The organism is Aureimonas pseudogalii, assembly GCF_014196835.1.
Taxonomy (GTDB): domain Bacteria; phylum Pseudomonadota; class Alphaproteobacteria; order Rhizobiales; family Rhizobiaceae; genus Aureimonas; species Aureimonas pseudogalii.
In genome coordinates this window covers 40,122-54,658 of the sequence record NZ_JACIEK010000019.1, presented here as the reverse complement: position 1 = coordinate 54,658, position 14,537 = coordinate 40,122, and the positions used below count along the sequence as shown (strand labels likewise).

The following is a 14,537-nucleotide window of genomic DNA, read 5'->3' as shown; positions in this document are numbered from 1 at the left end:
CCGCACACGCGCTTCATGGCCGAGGCCTACATCCTGACGAAGGAGGAGGGCGGTCGCCACACGCCGTTCTTCACGAACTACCGTCCGCAGTTCTATTTCCGCACGACGGACGTGACGGGCGTGGTGACGCTTCCCGAGGGCACCGAGATGGTGATGCCGGGCGACAACGTGACGATGGACGTCAAGCTGATCGTTCCGATCGCGATGGAAGAGAAGCTGCGCTTCGCCATCCGCGAGGGCGGGCGCACCGTCGGCGCCGGCATCGTCAGCTCGATCGTCGAGTAATAAGCCGGCGGCACGGCGGCCAAGGATTGGTCGCCGTGTCCCGCAGCCCCGAGAGGGGCGGTTGGATCGCCGGGACGGCGGTCCGTTTGAATTGGCTGAAGACTGTTTAGCGTTCGGAAAGCGCCGGCTCTCCGGCATGTCTCCGACGAGAGGACGAATCCCATGAACGGCCAGAATATCCGCATCCGCCTGAAGGCGTTCGACCACCGGGTCCTCGACGCTTCCACTCGCGAGATCGTTTCGACGGCAAAGCGCACTGGCGCGAACGTGCGCGGGCCCATCCCGCTGCCGACGCGCATCGAGAAGTTTACCGTGAACCGCTCGCCGCACGTCGATAAGAAGTCGCGCGAACAGTTCGAAATGCGGACGCACAAGCGTCTGCTCGACATCGTCGATCCGACGCCGCAGACGGTCGACGCTCTCATGAAGCTCGACCTCGCCGCAGGCGTCGACGTCGAGATCAAGCTCTAAGGAGCAGACAAGAACCGGCGGGGCCAGAACTCCCAAGGTTCCTCTGAAGAAAGAACGAAGAATGCGTTCAGGTGTGATTGCACAGAAGGTCGGCATGACCCGCATCTACAATGATGCGGGCGAACATGTTCCGGTCACGGTTTTGAAGGTCGAGAACCTCCAGGTTGTCGGTCATCGCACCGAGGAGAAGAACGGATATACCGCTCTTCAGCTCGGCGTCGGTGTCGCGAAGGTGAAGAATACGTCGAAGCCGATGCGTGGCGTGTTCGCCCAGGCTTCGGTCGAGCCGAAGAAGAAGATGGCGGAGTTTCGCGTCTCCGACGACAACCTCGTCGACGTCGGCGCCGAGATCACGGCCGACCACTTCGTCGCGGGTCAGCTGGTGGACGTGACCGGCACCTCGATCGGCAAGGGCTTCGCCGGCGCCATCAAGCGCCACAATTTCGGCGGACTGCGCGCCACCCACGGCGTGTCCGTGTCGCACCGCTCGCACGGTTCGACGGGTCAGCGCCAGGATCCCGGCAAGGTTTTCAAGAACAAGAAGATGGCCGGCCACATGGGCCAGACCCGCGTGACGACCCAGAACCTCGAGGTCGTCCGCACGGACGCCGACAAGGGCCTCATCCTCATCCGCGGTGCCGTCCCGGGTTCGAAGGGTGGCTGGATCCTCATCCGCGACGCCGTGAAGTCCGACCTTCCGGCGAACGCGCCGAAGCCGGCCGGGCTGCGTCAGGCTGCCAACACGGGCTCGCAGGCCGAAGTCGCTTCCGAGGGAACGGAATAATGGACATCAAGATCACAACCCTCGCCGGTGGCGATGCCGGGTCGGTGACGCTGGCGGACGAGATCTTCGGTCTCGAACCCCGCGCCGACATCCTCCAGCGCATGGTCCGCTACCAGCTCGCCAAGCGCCAGCAGGGCACGCACCAGTCGCTCGGCCGCGCCGAGATCGCTCGTACGGGCGCCAAGCTCTACAAGCAGAAGGGCACCGGTCGTGCACGTCACGGCTCGGCCCGCGCCCCGCAGTTCCGCGGCGGCGGCAAGGCCCATGGTCCGGTCTCGCGGTCCCACGCGCATGACCTGCCGAAGAAGATCCGCGCTCTCGCGCTGAAGCACGCGCTCTCGTCGAAGGCGAAGTCGGGCGGCATCATCGTGATCGACGATCTCGTGTCGCAGGACGGAAAGACGAAGGCGACGCTCTCGCAGTTCGTTAACCTCGGCCTGACGAACGCGCTGATCATCGGCGGCGCGCAGCTCGACGCGAACTTCTCGCGTTCGGCTCGCAACATCCCGAACATCGACGTCCTGCCGATCCAGGGCATCAACGTCTACGACATCCTGCGCCGTCAGACGCTCGTCCTGTCGAAGGCGGCGGTCGAGGCCCTCGAGGAGCGCTTCAAGTGACCGATCTTCGCCACTACGACGTTATCACGAGCCCGGTCGTCACTGAAAAGTCGACGATGGTCTCCGAGTTCAATCAGGTGATCTTCAACGTGCCGGACACGGCGACGAAGCCGCAGATCAAGGCTGCGGTCGAGGCGTTGTTCGGGGTCAAGGTCACCGCCGTCAACACGCTGAACCGGAAGGGCAAGTCTCGCCGGTTCAAGGGGCGCCTTGGGCGCCAGAGCGACCAGAAGAAGGCGATCGTGACGCTGGCCGAGGGCCAGTCCATCGACGTCTCCACCGGTCTCTGACGGCTGGCCGCGAGGATAGAAGATCATGGCACTGAAGAATTACAACCCGGTGACCCCGAGCCAGCGCCAGCTGGTTCTCGTGGATCGGTCCGGTCTCTGGAAGGGCAAGCCGGTCAAGCAGTTGACCGAAGGCCTGACTCAGAAGGGCGGCCGTAACAACACTGGCCGCATCACCGCGCGCTACCAGGGCGGCGGTCACAAGCGCACATATCGCACGATCGACTTCAAGCGTCGCAAGTTCGACATGGTCGGTACGATCGAGCGCCTCGAGTACGATCCGAACCGCACCGCGTTCATCGCACTTGTCAAGTACGAGGACGGCGAACTCGCCTACATTCTTGCGCCGCAGCGCCTGGCTGCCGGCGACAAGGTCGTGTCGGGCCTCACCGGCATCGACGTGAAGCCGGGCAATGCGATGCCGCTGTCGGCGATGCCGGTCGGCACCATCATTCACAATGTGGAGATGAAGCCGGAGAAGGGTGGCCAGATCGCCCGGTCGGCTGGCGCCTACGCCCAGCTCGTCGGTCGCGATCAGGGGATGGCGATCCTGCGCCTGAACTCGGGTGAGCAGCGTCTCGTGCCGGGTGCGTGCCTGGCGACGGTCGGCGCCGTGTCCAACCCGGATCACGGCAACATCAATCTGGGCAAGGCTGGTCGTTCGGTCTGGCTCGGTCGGCGCCCGCATGTTCGCGGTGTCGCGATGAACCCGGTCGATCACCCGCATGGTGGTGGTGAAGGCCGTACGTCCGGTGGTCGTCATCCTGTCTCGCCTTGGGGCAAGCCGACGAAGGGCAAGCGGACTCGCCAGAACAAGTCGACCGATAAGTTCATCATGCGCTCGCGCCATCAGCGCAAGAAGTAAGGGAAACACTCCATGACACGTTCAGTCTGGAAAGGTCCGTTCGTTGATGGCTACCTGCTGAAGAAGGCAGAGAAGGTCCGCTCTGGCGGACGCAATGAAGTCATCAAGATCTGGAGCCGTCGTTCCACGATCCTGCCGCAGTTCGTCGGGCTTACGTTCGGCGTCTACAACGGCAACAAGCACATCCCGGTCAATGTCAACGAGGACATGGTCGGCCACAAGTTCGGCGAGTTTTCTCCGACCCGTACGTATTACGGCCACGGCGCCGACAAGAAGGCGAAGAGGAAGTAATCATGGGCAAGGCCAAGGCCGAGCGCGTGCTGAAGGACAACGAGGCGAAAGCAGTCGCCCGTACGATCCGCGTCAGCCCGCAGAAACTGAACCTCGTGGCGCAGATGATCCGCGGCAAGAAGGTGGACCGCGCGCTCGCGGAGCTCACCTTCTCGCGCAAGCGGATCGCCGAGACCGTCAAGAAGACGCTTGAGAGCGCCATCGCCAACGCCGAGAACAATCACGATCTCGACGTCGACACGCTGGTCGTCGTCGAGGCCTACGTCGGCAAGTCGATCACGATGAAGCGCTTCCATGCGCGGGGTCGCGGTCGCGCCAGCCGCGTCGAGAAGCCGTTCTCGCATCTGACGATTGTGGTGCGCGAAATCGCCGAAGAGGAGGCCGCCTGATGGGTCAGAAAATCAATCCGATCGGTTTTCGCCTCGGCATCAACCGCACCTGGGATTCCCGTTGGTTCGCCAACACCGGTGAGTACGGCAAGCTGCTCCACGAGGATCTTGCGATCCGCAAGTATCTCCTCAACGAGCTGAAGCAGGCTGCCGTCTCGAAGGTCGTCATCGAGCGCCCGCACAAGAAGTGCCGCATCACGATCCACTCGGCGCGTCCGGGCATCGTGATCGGCAAGAAGGGTGCCGACATCGAGAAGCTTCGCAAGAAGCTCGCGTCGATGACGAATGCCGAGACGCACATCAACATCGTCGAGGTGCGGAAGCCCGAGACCGACGCGACGCTCGTCGCGCAGTCGATCGCGCAGCAGCTCGAGCGCCGCATCGCCTTCCGTCGTGCCATGAAGCGCGCCGTTCAGTCCGCCATGCGCCTTGGCGCGGAAGGCATCCGCATCAATTGCGGCGGTCGTCTCGGCGGCGCGGAAATCGCGCGTATGGAATGGTACCGCGAAGGTCGCGTGCCGTTGCACACGCTGCGTGCCGATGTCGACTACGGAACGGCCGAGGCCCATACCGCCTACGGCGTGTGCGGCGTCAAGGTCTGGGTCTTCAAGGGCGAGATCCTCGAGCACGATCCCATGGCGTCGGAACGCCGCGCGATCGAGGGCGATGCCTCCGGTGGCGGCAACAATCGTCGTCGCGAGCGCGAGCGTGAGCACGCCTGACACTCAGGTTTCGGAGTAGAATACGATGTTGCAGCCAAAGCGCACGAAGTTCCGGAAGGCGTTCAAGGGACGCATCCATGGGGCTTCCAAGGCCGGCGCGATCCTCAGCTACGGCACCTTCGGCCTGAAGGCCCTGGAGCCGGAGCGGGTGACCGCCCGTCAGATCGAGGCGGCCCGCCGCGCGATCACGCGTCAGATGAAGCGCCAGGGGCGCGTGTGGATCCGGATCTATCCGGACCTGCCGGTCACCGCGAAGCCGACCGAAGTCCGCATGGGTAAGGGCAAGGGCGCGATTGAATATTGGGCGGCTCGCGTTGCTCCCGGTCGCATCATGTTCGAGATCGACGGCGTGGCCGAAGATGTTGCGCGCGAGGCTCTTCGCCTCGGTGCGGCGAAGCTTCCGATCCGGACCCGCTTCATCCAGCGCATTGCCGAATAAGGAAGAGGGATCATGAAAGCCTCCGATCTTACGACCAAGACGCAGGACGAGCTGACCACTGAACTCGGTGCATTGAAGAAAGAGCAGTTTAATCTGCGCTTCCAACGTGCTACGGGCCAGCTTGAGAACACGTCCCGTGTCAAGGAAATCCGTCGCGACATCGCGCGGATCAAGACCATCGCCCGCCAGAAGGCGGCCACGGCCAAGGCCTGAAGGTAGACAATATGCCGAAACGCGTTTTGCAGGGGACCGTGGTCTCCGACAAGAATGACAAGACGGTCGTCGTGCTCGTGGAGCGTCGCTTCACGCATCCGCTCTTCAAGAAGACCGTCCGTCGGTCCAAGAAGTACAAGGCGCACGACGAATCCAACCAGTACAAGGTCGGCGACATCGTCTCCATCGAGGAGACGCGGCCGATCTCGAAGGACAAGACCTGGATCGTCGTTGCGAGCCAAGCAGCGGCTCAGTGAACTCATCTTCCGGGTGCAGCGCATCGATCCTGCGCTCCCCGGATGCTCGTTATGTGAAGGCGGCCTGACATGATTCAGATGCAAACAAACCTCGATGTGGCGGACAATTCCGGCGCCCGTCGTGTCATGTGCATCAAGGTGCTGGGCGGCTCCAAGCGCAAATATGCTTCGGTCGGCGACATCATCGTCGTCTCGATCAAGGAAGCGATTCCGCGGGGCCGCGTGAAGAAGGGTGATGTGATGAAGGCCGTGGTGGTTCGCACCGCCAAGGACATCCGTCGCGCCGATGGTTCGGTGATCCGGTTCGACCGTAACGCCGCCGTTCTCATCGACAACAAGAAAGAGCCGGTCGGCACCCGTATCTTCGGTCCCGTGCCGCGCGAGCTGCGCGGTCGGAACCACATGAAGATCATTTCGCTGGCGCCGGAAGTGCTGTAAGGAACCGGACCCATGCAAAAGATCAAGAAGGGCGACAACGTCGTCGTGCTCGCAGGCAAGGACAAGGGTCAGACCGGCAAGGTCGTCCAGGTCATGCCGAAGGAAGACCGGGCCGTGGTGCAGGGCGTCAATATGGTGAAGCGTCACCAGCGCCAGTCCGCGAGCCAGGAAGCCGGGATCATCTCCAAGGAGGCCCCGATCCATCTCTCCAACCTTTCGGTCGCCGACCCGAAGGATGGCAAGCCGACCCGCGTCGGTTTCAAGGTCGTCGGTGAGGGTGAGAACGCCAAGAAGGTGCGGTTCGCCAAGCGTTCGGGAGAACAGATCGATGGCTGACGCCAGCACCAACTACACGCCGCGCCTGAAGGCGGTCTACGCCAACGAGATCCGCAAGCAGCTTCTCGAGGAGTTCAACTACTCCAACGAGATGCAGGTGCCGCGGCTCGACAAGGTCGTGATCAACATGGGCGTCGGCGAGGCCACCGGCGACTCGAAGAAGCCCTCGATCGCGGCCGAGGATCTCGCCCTCATCGCCGGCCAGAAGCCGGTGATCACCAAGGCTCGCAATTCGATCGCGGGCTTCAAGGTGCGTGAGAACATGCCGATCGGTGCGAAGGTGACCCTTCGCAAGGATCGCATGTACGAGTTCATCGATCGCCTGGTCCAGATCGCGCTCCCGCGCGTTCGCGACTTCCGCGGACTGAACCCGAAGAGCTTCGATGGTCGTGGCAATTTCGCCATGGGCATCAAGGAGCACATCGTCTTCCCCGAGATCAACTACGACAAGGTCGATCAGATGTGGGGCATGGACATCATCGTGTGTACGACGGCGCAGACGGACGACGAAGCGCGAGCCCTTCTGAAGGCGCTCAACTTCCCGTTCCGCCAGTAACGGCAGGCGAAAAGGAAAGAACATGGCTAAGAAAAGCGCCATCGAGAAGAACAAGCGCCGCGCGAAGATGGTCGAGAAGTTCTCGGCCAAGCGTGCTGCGCTGAAGGCGGTCACCACGGATCAGGCGGCGAGCATGGAGGAGCGCTTCCGTGCGCAGCTCCAACTGGCAGAGCTGCCGCGCAATTCGGCGAAGGTCCGTATCCGCAACCGTTGCGAGGTGACGGGTCGTCCGCGGGCTTATTACCGCAAGCTGAAGATGAGCCGTATCGCGCTTCGCGAACTCGGCAATTCGGGTCAGATTCCCGGCATCGTCAAGTCGAGCTGGTAAGGAGATAACGAGATGGCTCTTTCCGATCCCCTCGGCGATATGCTGACGCGCATCCGCAACGCGACGATGCGGAGCAAGACCTCGGTGGCGACGCCGGCTTCGAAGCTGCGCGCTCGCGTGCTCGACGTCCTCAAGGACGAAGGCTACATCCGCGGCTACACCGAGACGAAGTTCGAGAACGGTACGGCCGAGTTCAGCATTGAGCTCAAGTACTACGAGGGCGCTCCCGTTATCAAGGAGATCGCCCGCGTCTCGAAGCCCGGTCGCCGCGTCTACGTCTCCGCGAAGACGATCCCGCACGTCGCCAACGGCCTCGGCATTTCGGTCCTCTCCACGCCCAAGGGTGTGATGGCCGACCACGCCGCCCGTGAACAGAATGTCGGTGGCGAGATCCTCTGCCGCGTCTTCTGACGTGGCATTGAGGTTCGTCCCACGACTAACGGACAGGTATTACGATGTCTCGTATTGGTAAGAAGCCGGTCTCCGTACCGAGCGGCGTGACCGCTTCAGTTGACGGTCAGACGGTCAACGCGAAGGGTCCGAAGGGCGAGTTGTCGTTCGTCGTCAACGAGGAAGTCCTCGTGAAGATGGAAGACGGCGCGATCAAGGTTGATCCGCGCGACGAGTCGAAGGTCGCGCGGTCGAAGTGGGGCATGTCCCGCACGATGATCGTCAACATTCTCGACGGCGTGACGAAAGGTTTCGAGAAGCGTCTCGAGATCAACGGCGTTGGTTATCGTGCATCGATGCAGGGTAAAAACCTGCAGCTCGCGCTCGGTTTCAGCCACGACGTGCTTTACCCCATCCCGGACGGGATCTCGATTGTGGTGCCCAAGCCCACTGAAATCGTAATTTCCGGCATCGACAAGCAACAGGTCGGCCAAGTGGCGGCGGAGATTCGCGAGTATCGCGGCCCCGAGCCTTACAAGGGCAAGGGCGTGAAATACGCCGGCGAGAAGATCGTCCGTAAGGAAGGCAAGAAGAAGTAAGATGGCTACCCAGAAGGAATTGTTGCGGCGCCGCGCTTCGCGCGTCCGCCGTTCGCTGAAGGCGGTCGCCAACGGTCGTCCTCGCCTATCGATCCACCGCTCGTCGAAGAACATCTATGCGCAGATCATCGACGATGCCGAAGGGCGTACCCTCGCCGCGGCGTCTTCGCTTGATGCGTCTCTTCGCACGGATCTGAAGACGGGCGCCGATACGGCCGCTGCTGCCGCGGTGGGTAAGCTGGTAGCCGAGCGCGCGAAGCTCGCCGGCGTGACCGACGTTGTGTTCGATCGGGGTGCTTTCATTTACCACGGCCGTATCAAGGCCCTGGCCGATTCCGCTCGTGAGGGCGGCCTGAACTTCTGAGATGACAACGCCGCTTCGCGCGGCGTTCGATTTCTGCAGGCACGAAATGCGGCGCAGCGGGTTTTCCCGCTGGCCGTATCGTGCTTTAAGCCCGCTGCCGCATCGTCGGCATCGATCCCCAAGACGCCTCCGGAAAAAAACAAGGATAGGATATGGCGCCTCGCAACGAAAGAAACGATCGCGAAGATCGTGATGACGGTTTCGTCGACAAACTCGTTCACATCAACCGCGTCGCCAAGGTGGTGAAGGGCGGACGTCGCTTCGGCTTCGCCGCACTCGTCGTCGTCGGCGACCTCAAGGGTCGCGTCGGCTTCGGTCACGGCAAGGCGCGCGAAGTGCCGGAAGCGATCCGCAAGGCGACGGAAGCCGCCAAGCGCGATCTCATCTTCGTGCCGCTGCGCGACGGTCGTACGCTGCATCACGACGTGCATGGCCGCCACGGCGCCGGCAAGGTGATCCTGCGCACGGCAGAGGCTGGTACGGGCATCATCGCAGGTGGCCCGATGCGCGCCGTCTTCGAGGCGGTGGGCATGCACGACGTCGTCGCCAAGTCGCTGGGCTCCTCGAACCCCTACAATATGATTCGCGCCACGTTCGACGCTCTCAAGGGGCAGATGCACCCGAAGGACGTCGCCGCTCGCCGCGGTCTGAAGTACTCCACTCTTCAGGCTCGCCGTCGCGACCTGGTCGGCGCGGAAGACTGATGGCGTCGCGGGGCGCGTCCCGGACGCTGCCCTGCATCCATCGGGTCGTAGGAACGAAGGAGCCTAGACATGGCTGAGAAGACACCCACGGGCAGCACCGTCACCGTCGAGCAGATCGGCAGCCCGTCCCGCCGTCCGAACGATCAGCGCCAGACGCTGGTCGGCCTCGGTCTCAATAAGATGCACCGCTTGCGGACGCTGGAGGATACCCCTTCGGTTCGTGGCATGATCGCCAAGGTCAGCCATCTCGTCCGCGTCGTGGACGGCCAGTGAGCCGGGAGAAGCTGACATGAAACTCAACGAGATTTCCGACAAGGACGGCGCCACGCATTATCGCAAGCGCCTTGGCCGAGGTATCGGTTCCGGTTCGGGCAAGACGGGCGGACGCGGCGTGAAGGGCCAGAAGGCTCGTTCGGGCGTCGCGATCAACGGCTTCGAGGGCGGTCAGATGCCGCTCTATCGCCGTCTCCCGAAGCGTGGCTTCGTGAACATCTTCGCGAAGAAGTACAACGTCGTCTCGCTCGCTCGCATCGAGAAGGCCATTGAAGACGGCAAGCTGGATGCGGCGTCCACGATCGATTCTGTGGCTTTGAAGGCCGCCGGCATCGTTCGTCGCTCGAAGATCGGCGTCCGGGTGCTCGGCGACGGCGAGGTGTCGCGCAGGCTGACGATCTCCGTCGACGGCGCGTCAAAGTCCGCCGTCGAGAAGATCGAGAAGGCAGGTGGCACGATCACCCTGTCGACTTCGGTTTCCGCGGAAGCCTGAGGCTTCGCCTCATTGTCGCATGATCCAACGGCCGCCTCATGGGGCGGCCGTTTTCATATGGGCGGACGGATGGCGGCGAATTTGCTTGTGTTTCGCCCCGGGAGATCGTTCTACATAATCGAAACGAGCGCGGCGGAATCGTGGGCGTGGCATGACGCCATCCGTGAGTCGCGCTCTGGGGCAACCCGGAGAGATCTCACACATGGCATCGGCTGCGGAACAACTCGCCGCAAATCTCAACTTTTCGGCCTTTTCGAAGGCCACCGATCTGAAGAAACGCATCTGGTTCACGCTCGGTGCGCTTCTCGTGTATCGGCTCGGCACCTACGTGCCGATGCCCGGCATCGACCCGGAAGCGCTGGCGCAGGCGTTCCGGCAGCAGTCGACGGGTATCCTCGGCCTGTTCAACATGTTCGCCGGTGGCGCCGTCGGTCGCATGGCGATCTTCGCGCTCGGCATTATGCCGTACATTTCTGCGTCGATCATCATTCAGCTGATGACCTCCGTCATCCCTTCGCTCGAGACTCTCAAGAAAGAGGGCGAGCAGGGGCGTAAGGTCATCAACCAGTACACGCGCTACGGCACGGTTCTCCTGGCGACGGTCCAGGCCTACGGCATTGCGGCAGGGCTGCAGTCGTCGAGCAACATTGTCACCAATCCCGGCACCTTCTTCATCGTCTCGACGGTGATCACGCTGGTGGGCGGGACGATGTTCCTGATGTGGCTGGGGGAACAGATCACCTCGCGCGGCATTGGCAACGGCATTTCGCTGATCATCTTCGCGGGCATCGCCGCCAATCTGCCGTCAGCTCTGGCGCAGCTTCTCGAGCTCGGGCGCACCGGCGCGCTGTCCACGGCGATCATCCTGCTCGTCATCGTCGTCGTGGTCGCCTGCATCGCGGGCGTCGTCTTCTTCGAGCGGGCTCAGCGCAAGTTGCTGATCCAGTATCCGAAGCGCCAGGTCGGCAACCGCATGTTCCAGGGCGACACATCGCACCTTCCGTTGAAGCTGAACACGGCGGGCGTCATCCCGCCCATCTTCGCCTCGTCGCTGCTGCTGCTGCCGGTGACGATCGCGAACTTCTCGGACACGAGCCGGCTCCCCGGATGGGCGTCCGCCGTCATTGCCTCGCTCGGTCACGGCCAGCCGCTCTACATGATCCTCTATGCCGCGATGATCGGCTTCTTCGCGTTCTTCTACACGGCCATCGTCTTCAATCCAAAGGATACGGCCGACAATCTGAAGAAGCATGGCGGCTTCATCCCCGGCATCCGGCCGGGCGAGCGGACGGCCGATTACATCGATTACGTATTGACGCGTATCACGGTGGTCGGTGCTCTCTATCTTGTGGTGATCTGCCTGCTGCCGGAAATTTTGATTTCAGCTGCCGGCATCCCGTTTTACCTCGGGGGCACCTCGCTTCTGATCGTGGTTTCGGTCACGATGGATACGGTTGCGCAGATTCAGGGACATCTGCTGGCGCATCAGTATGAGGGCCTCGTCAAGAAGGCGAAGCTGCGCGGAGGAAAACGAGGAGTCCGATGAGATTGATTTTGCTTGGCCCGCCGGGAGCGGGAAAGGGAACACAAGCCCAGCGTCTCATCCAGAAGTACGGGGTTCCGCAGCTTTCCACCGGCGATATGCTGCGGGAGGCGGTGGCCAACCAGACGGAAATCGGGAAGCGTGCACAGCAGGTTATGGATGCGGGGCAACTCGTGTCCGACGAGATCGTGATCGGCATCGTCGCCGAACGGATCGAGCAGGCGGACGCGCGTCGCGGGTTCGTGTTGGATGGCTTTCCTCGGACGTTGGCGCAGGCCGAAGCGCTCGATCGTATGCTGGCAGAACGCGACCTGTCGCTCGACGCCGTGATCGAGTTTCAGGTCGACGAGGAGAAGCTCGTCTCGCGAATCGAGAAGCGGGCACGGGAAACGGAAGAGGCCGGACTCCCGGTTCGCAAGGACGATACGCCCGACGTGTTCCGTCGGCGGCTCGACGAGTTTCGACAGCTGACGGCGGCGGTTGGGCCTTTCTATCGAAAGAAGGGGATCGCCCGCCCGATCGACGGCATGGCCCCGATCGACACCGTGACCGGCGAGATCGACGCGATCCTTCGGGAGAAGGTGAGCGTCTGACGCTCGATCCGACGAGGGTTGACAGATCGACCGGGAATCTTATAAGGACCGGTCCAATTCGCGCAGTATCGAGCGGTCGAGGCGTCGGTCTTTCCGGCTGACCTTCGACCGCTTGGCGTTTGAAGAGAGCAGGCCCGCGATGGGCTCGCTCGATGGAACTCAGTCGTGGCGGATCCACGACAGAAGGAGACTGAACTTGGCCCGTATCGCTGGCGTCAACATTCCCACCAACAAGCGCGTCGTCGTCGCGCTGCAGTACATCCACGGGATCGGCCCGCGCTTCGCGCAGGAGATCATGGAGAAGGTCAATCTGGCGGCCGATCGCCGCGTCAACGATCTGTCGGATGCCGAAGTCCTGCAGATCCGCGAGATGATTGACCGCGACTACCGCGTCGAGGGCGACCTTCGCCGCGAGACGTCTATGAACATTAAGCGTTTGATGGATCTTGGCTGCTATCGTGGCCTGCGCCATCGTCGTGGTCTGCCGGTTCGCGGTCAGCGCACGCATACAAATGCCCGCACCCGCAAGGGTCCGGCGAAGGCGATCGCCGGCAAGAAGAAGTAAGGCGGCGCAGCCCGGCGCTGCACCGTATCAGTCAATGTCCAGTTCCGTGCTGTCGCGCGTGAACAGGTGGAGCCGCCGGAATTACGGCGGTGTCGAGATCCAAGGAAATTCGAGACATGGCCAAGGAAGCGCAACGCGTTCGTCGTCGCGAGCGGAAGAACATCATTTCGGGCGTTGCCCATGTGAATTCGTCCTTCAACAACACGCTCATCACCATCACCGACGCGCAGGGCAACACGATCGCCTGGTCGTCCGCCGGTGCACAGGGCTTCAAGGGATCGCGCAAGTCGACCCCATTCGCGGCGCAGATCGCTGCCGAGGACGCCGCCAAGAAGGCGCAGGAGCATGGCATGCGGACCCTGGAAGTCGAGGTCTGCGGTCCCGGTTCCGGTCGCGAATCGGCCCTGCGCGCGCTACAGGCTGCCGGGTTCACCATCACGTCGATCCGCGACGTGACGCCGATCCCGCACAACGGCGTTCGCCCGCGCAAGAAGCGCCGCGTTTAACGTCGTCCGCTTTTGGAAAGCGCCGCGCAGCCTCCGGGTCGCGCGGCTTTCGACGTATTCGGGAAGCCGATCCTTCCCTCAGACCTATCGCCACGATTGGATGGTGGCGAGGTAACTGAAAGGCAAGCGTCATGATCGCTAGCAACTGGCAAGACCTCACCAAGCCCAACCAGGTCGTCTTCAAGAATGGCGGCAGCCGGACGAAGGCGTCGCTGATCGCTGAGCCGCTCGAGCGCGGCTTCGGCCTGACGCTCGGCAATGCGCTGCGTCGCGTGCTTCTCTCATCGCTTCAGGGTGCGGCCGTGACGGCCGTCCAGATCGACGGCGTGCTGCATGAGTTCTCTTCGATTGCAGGCGTGCGCGAGGATGTGACGGACATCGTCCTCAACATCAAGGAAATCGCGATCGGCATGCAGGGCGAGGGCCCGAAGCGGATGGTCTTGCGCAAGTCCGGACCGGGCGTCGTGCTGGCAGGTGACATCCAGACCGTTGGAGACATCGAGATCCTGAATCCCGAGCATGAGATCTGCACGCTCGACGAGGGTGCCGAGATCCGGATGGAGTTCACGGTCAACACGGGCAAGGGCTACGTGCCTGCCGACCAGAACCGTGCAGAAGACGCGCCGATCGGACTGATCCCGGTTGATTCGCTGTTCTCGCCGGTAAAGAAGGTGTCCTATAAGGTCGAGAACACCCGCGAGGGGCAGGACCTGAACAAGGACAAGCTGACGATGGACATCGTCACCGATGGGTCCATCAGCGGCGAGGACGCGGTGGCCTACGCTGCGCGCATCCTGCAGGATCAGCTTTCGGTCTTCGTCAACTTCGAGGAGCCGCAGCGCGAAGTGCGCGGCGCCGAAGAGCATATCGCGGAGCTCGCCTTCAACCCCGCCCTTCTCAAGAAGGTGGACGAACTGGAGTTGTCGGTGCGTTCGGCGAACTGCCTGAAGAACGACAACATCGTCTACATCGGCGATCTCATCCAGAAGACCGAGGCGGAGATGCTTCGCACCCCGAACTTCGGACGCAAGTCGTTGAACGAGATCAAGGAAGTGCTGGCCTCGATGGGTCTCCACCTCGGCATGGAGGTCAACGCCTGGCCGCCGGAGAACATCGACGATCTGGCCAAGCGCTACGAGGATCAGTATTGAGGCTTCCAGCCTTCGACTGAGGACGACAGGAAGGCTCGCCGCCGCGTGGCGGGTCGTCGCAAAACCAAGAAGATT

General features: G+C 62.5%; 27 protein-coding genes. All 27 read left to right on the top strand.

Translation table 11 applies throughout. The features are described 5' to 3' along the window. Window positions 1–285: EF-Tu C-terminal domain-related protein (locus tag GGR04_RS21160; RefSeq protein WP_446680288.1), on the top strand; the 285-nt coding region annotated here is incomplete at its 5' end. Between the two features lie 162 nt (window positions 286–447). Then, window positions 448–756 (top strand): 30S ribosomal protein S10, encoded by a 309-nt coding sequence (gene rpsJ / locus GGR04_RS21155; RefSeq protein ID WP_006205468.1) that lies wholly within the window; start codon window positions 448–450, stop codon window positions 754–756. Window positions 757–817: 61 nt separating this feature from the next. After that, entirely contained in the window at window positions 818–1,540 is a 723-nt protein-coding gene (gene rplC, locus GGR04_RS21150; RefSeq protein ID WP_183202229.1) for a 50S ribosomal protein L3, read from the top strand. Next, window positions 1,540–2,160 carry a 50S ribosomal protein L4 gene (gene rplD, locus GGR04_RS21145; protein WP_183202227.1) on the top strand — a complete coding sequence of 207 codons (621 nt, stop codon included), beginning with the start codon at window positions 1,540–1,542 and terminating at the stop codon, window positions 2,158–2,160. The genes rplC and rplD overlap by 1 nt, the downstream gene beginning before the upstream one ends. After that, window positions 2,157–2,450 carry a 50S ribosomal protein L23 gene (locus tag GGR04_RS21140; protein ID WP_183202225.1) on the top strand — a complete coding sequence of 98 codons (294 nt, stop codon included), beginning with the start codon at window positions 2,157–2,159 and terminating at the stop codon, window positions 2,448–2,450. The genes rplD and GGR04_RS21140 overlap by 4 nt, the downstream gene beginning before the upstream one ends. 25 nt (window positions 2,451–2,475) lie before the next feature. After that, window positions 2,476–3,312: a 50S ribosomal protein L2 gene (gene rplB, locus GGR04_RS21135; RefSeq protein ID WP_183202223.1), complete on the top strand. Its 837-nt coding sequence runs from the start codon at window positions 2,476–2,478 to the stop codon at window positions 3,310–3,312. Window positions 3,313–3,324: 12 nt separating this feature from the next. Next, window positions 3,325–3,603: a 30S ribosomal protein S19 gene (rpsS, locus tag GGR04_RS21130; protein ID WP_062202385.1), complete on the top strand. Its 279-nt coding sequence runs from the start codon at window positions 3,325–3,327 to the stop codon at window positions 3,601–3,603. Between the two features lie 2 nt (window positions 3,604–3,605). Next, window positions 3,606–3,992: a 50S ribosomal protein L22 gene (gene rplV / locus GGR04_RS21125; RefSeq protein WP_183202221.1), complete on the top strand. Its 387-nt coding sequence runs from the start codon at window positions 3,606–3,608 to the stop codon at window positions 3,990–3,992. Then, window positions 3,992–4,714 (top strand): 30S ribosomal protein S3, encoded by a 723-nt coding sequence (gene rpsC / locus GGR04_RS21120; protein ID WP_183202219.1) that lies wholly within the window; start codon window positions 3,992–3,994, stop codon window positions 4,712–4,714. Before rplV ends, rpsC begins: the two co-directional genes overlap by 1 nt. 25 nt (window positions 4,715–4,739) lie before the next feature. After that, window positions 4,740–5,153 (top strand): 50S ribosomal protein L16, encoded by a 414-nt coding sequence (gene rplP / locus GGR04_RS21115; RefSeq protein WP_183202217.1) that lies wholly within the window; start codon window positions 4,740–4,742, stop codon window positions 5,151–5,153. A gap of 12 nt (window positions 5,154–5,165) precedes the next feature. Then, window positions 5,166–5,366, top strand: a complete 201-nt coding sequence (gene rpmC / locus GGR04_RS21110; RefSeq protein ID WP_062202393.1) for a 50S ribosomal protein L29 — start codon at window positions 5,166–5,168, stop codon at window positions 5,364–5,366. 11 nt (window positions 5,367–5,377) lie between these two features. Continuing rightward, window positions 5,378–5,623, top strand: coding sequence for a 30S ribosomal protein S17 (gene rpsQ / locus GGR04_RS21105; RefSeq protein ID WP_183202215.1), 246 nt, complete (start codon window positions 5,378–5,380; stop codon window positions 5,621–5,623). A 69-nt stretch (window positions 5,624–5,692) separates the two neighbouring features. Next, window positions 5,693–6,061: a 50S ribosomal protein L14 gene (rplN, locus tag GGR04_RS21100; protein ID WP_056504767.1), complete on the top strand. Its 369-nt coding sequence runs from the start codon at window positions 5,693–5,695 to the stop codon at window positions 6,059–6,061. 12 nt (window positions 6,062–6,073) lie between these two features. Next, window positions 6,074–6,397: a 50S ribosomal protein L24 gene (gene rplX / locus GGR04_RS21095; protein WP_183202213.1), complete on the top strand. Its 324-nt coding sequence runs from the start codon at window positions 6,074–6,076 to the stop codon at window positions 6,395–6,397. Beyond that, entirely contained in the window at window positions 6,390–6,953 is a 564-nt protein-coding gene (rplE, locus tag GGR04_RS21090) for a 50S ribosomal protein L5 (RefSeq protein WP_183202211.1), read from the top strand. The genes rplX and rplE overlap by 8 nt, the downstream gene beginning before the upstream one ends. A 22-nt stretch (window positions 6,954–6,975) precedes the next feature. Then, window positions 6,976–7,281, top strand: a complete 306-nt coding sequence (gene rpsN / locus GGR04_RS21085) for a 30S ribosomal protein S14 (RefSeq protein WP_183202208.1) — start codon at window positions 6,976–6,978, stop codon at window positions 7,279–7,281. Window positions 7,282–7,293: 12 nt separating this feature from the next. After that, on the top strand, window positions 7,294–7,692 hold the full coding sequence (gene rpsH / locus GGR04_RS21080; RefSeq protein ID WP_183202206.1) for a 30S ribosomal protein S8: 399 nt from the start codon (window positions 7,294–7,296) through the stop codon (window positions 7,690–7,692). Between the two features lie 44 nt (window positions 7,693–7,736). Beyond that, window positions 7,737–8,270, top strand: a complete 534-nt coding sequence (rplF, locus tag GGR04_RS21075; RefSeq protein WP_183202204.1) for a 50S ribosomal protein L6 — start codon at window positions 7,737–7,739, stop codon at window positions 8,268–8,270. A 1-nt stretch (window position 8,271) separates the two neighbouring features. Further along, window positions 8,272–8,634 carry a 50S ribosomal protein L18 gene (gene rplR, locus GGR04_RS21070; protein ID WP_183202202.1) on the top strand — a complete coding sequence of 121 codons (363 nt, stop codon included), beginning with the start codon at window positions 8,272–8,274 and terminating at the stop codon, window positions 8,632–8,634. Between the two features lie 152 nt (window positions 8,635–8,786). Then, window positions 8,787–9,338 carry a 30S ribosomal protein S5 gene (gene rpsE / locus GGR04_RS21065; RefSeq protein ID WP_183202200.1) on the top strand — a complete coding sequence of 184 codons (552 nt, stop codon included), beginning with the start codon at window positions 8,787–8,789 and terminating at the stop codon, window positions 9,336–9,338. Window positions 9,339–9,407: 69 nt separating this feature from the next. Continuing rightward, window positions 9,408–9,611, top strand: a complete 204-nt coding sequence (rpmD, locus tag GGR04_RS21060) for a 50S ribosomal protein L30 (RefSeq protein ID WP_183202198.1) — start codon at window positions 9,408–9,410, stop codon at window positions 9,609–9,611. Between the two features lie 16 nt (window positions 9,612–9,627). After that, window positions 9,628–10,104, top strand: coding sequence for a 50S ribosomal protein L15 (gene rplO, locus GGR04_RS21055; protein ID WP_183202196.1), 477 nt, complete (start codon window positions 9,628–9,630; stop codon window positions 10,102–10,104). A gap of 202 nt (window positions 10,105–10,306) precedes the next feature. After that, window positions 10,307–11,650 (top strand): preprotein translocase subunit SecY, encoded by a 1,344-nt coding sequence (gene secY / locus GGR04_RS21050; protein WP_183202194.1) that lies wholly within the window; start codon window positions 10,307–10,309, stop codon window positions 11,648–11,650. Next, on the top strand, window positions 11,647–12,240 hold the full coding sequence (locus GGR04_RS21045) for an adenylate kinase (protein WP_183202192.1): 594 nt from the start codon (window positions 11,647–11,649) through the stop codon (window positions 12,238–12,240). Before secY ends, GGR04_RS21045 begins: the two co-directional genes overlap by 4 nt. 196 nt (window positions 12,241–12,436) lie before the next feature. Continuing rightward, complete coding sequence (gene rpsM / locus GGR04_RS21040) at window positions 12,437–12,805, top strand: 30S ribosomal protein S13 (protein ID WP_183202239.1); 369 nt, start codon at window positions 12,437–12,439, stop codon at window positions 12,803–12,805. A 116-nt stretch (window positions 12,806–12,921) separates the two neighbouring features. Further along, entirely contained in the window at window positions 12,922–13,311 is a 390-nt protein-coding gene (gene rpsK, locus GGR04_RS21035; RefSeq protein ID WP_183202190.1) for a 30S ribosomal protein S11, read from the top strand. A gap of 131 nt (window positions 13,312–13,442) precedes the next feature. Beyond that, a complete protein-coding gene (locus GGR04_RS21030) occupies window positions 13,443–14,462 on the top strand; it encodes a DNA-directed RNA polymerase subunit alpha (RefSeq protein WP_183202187.1) in 1,020 nt (339 codons plus the stop codon). The last annotated feature ends 75 nt before the right edge of the window (window positions 14,463–14,537 follow it).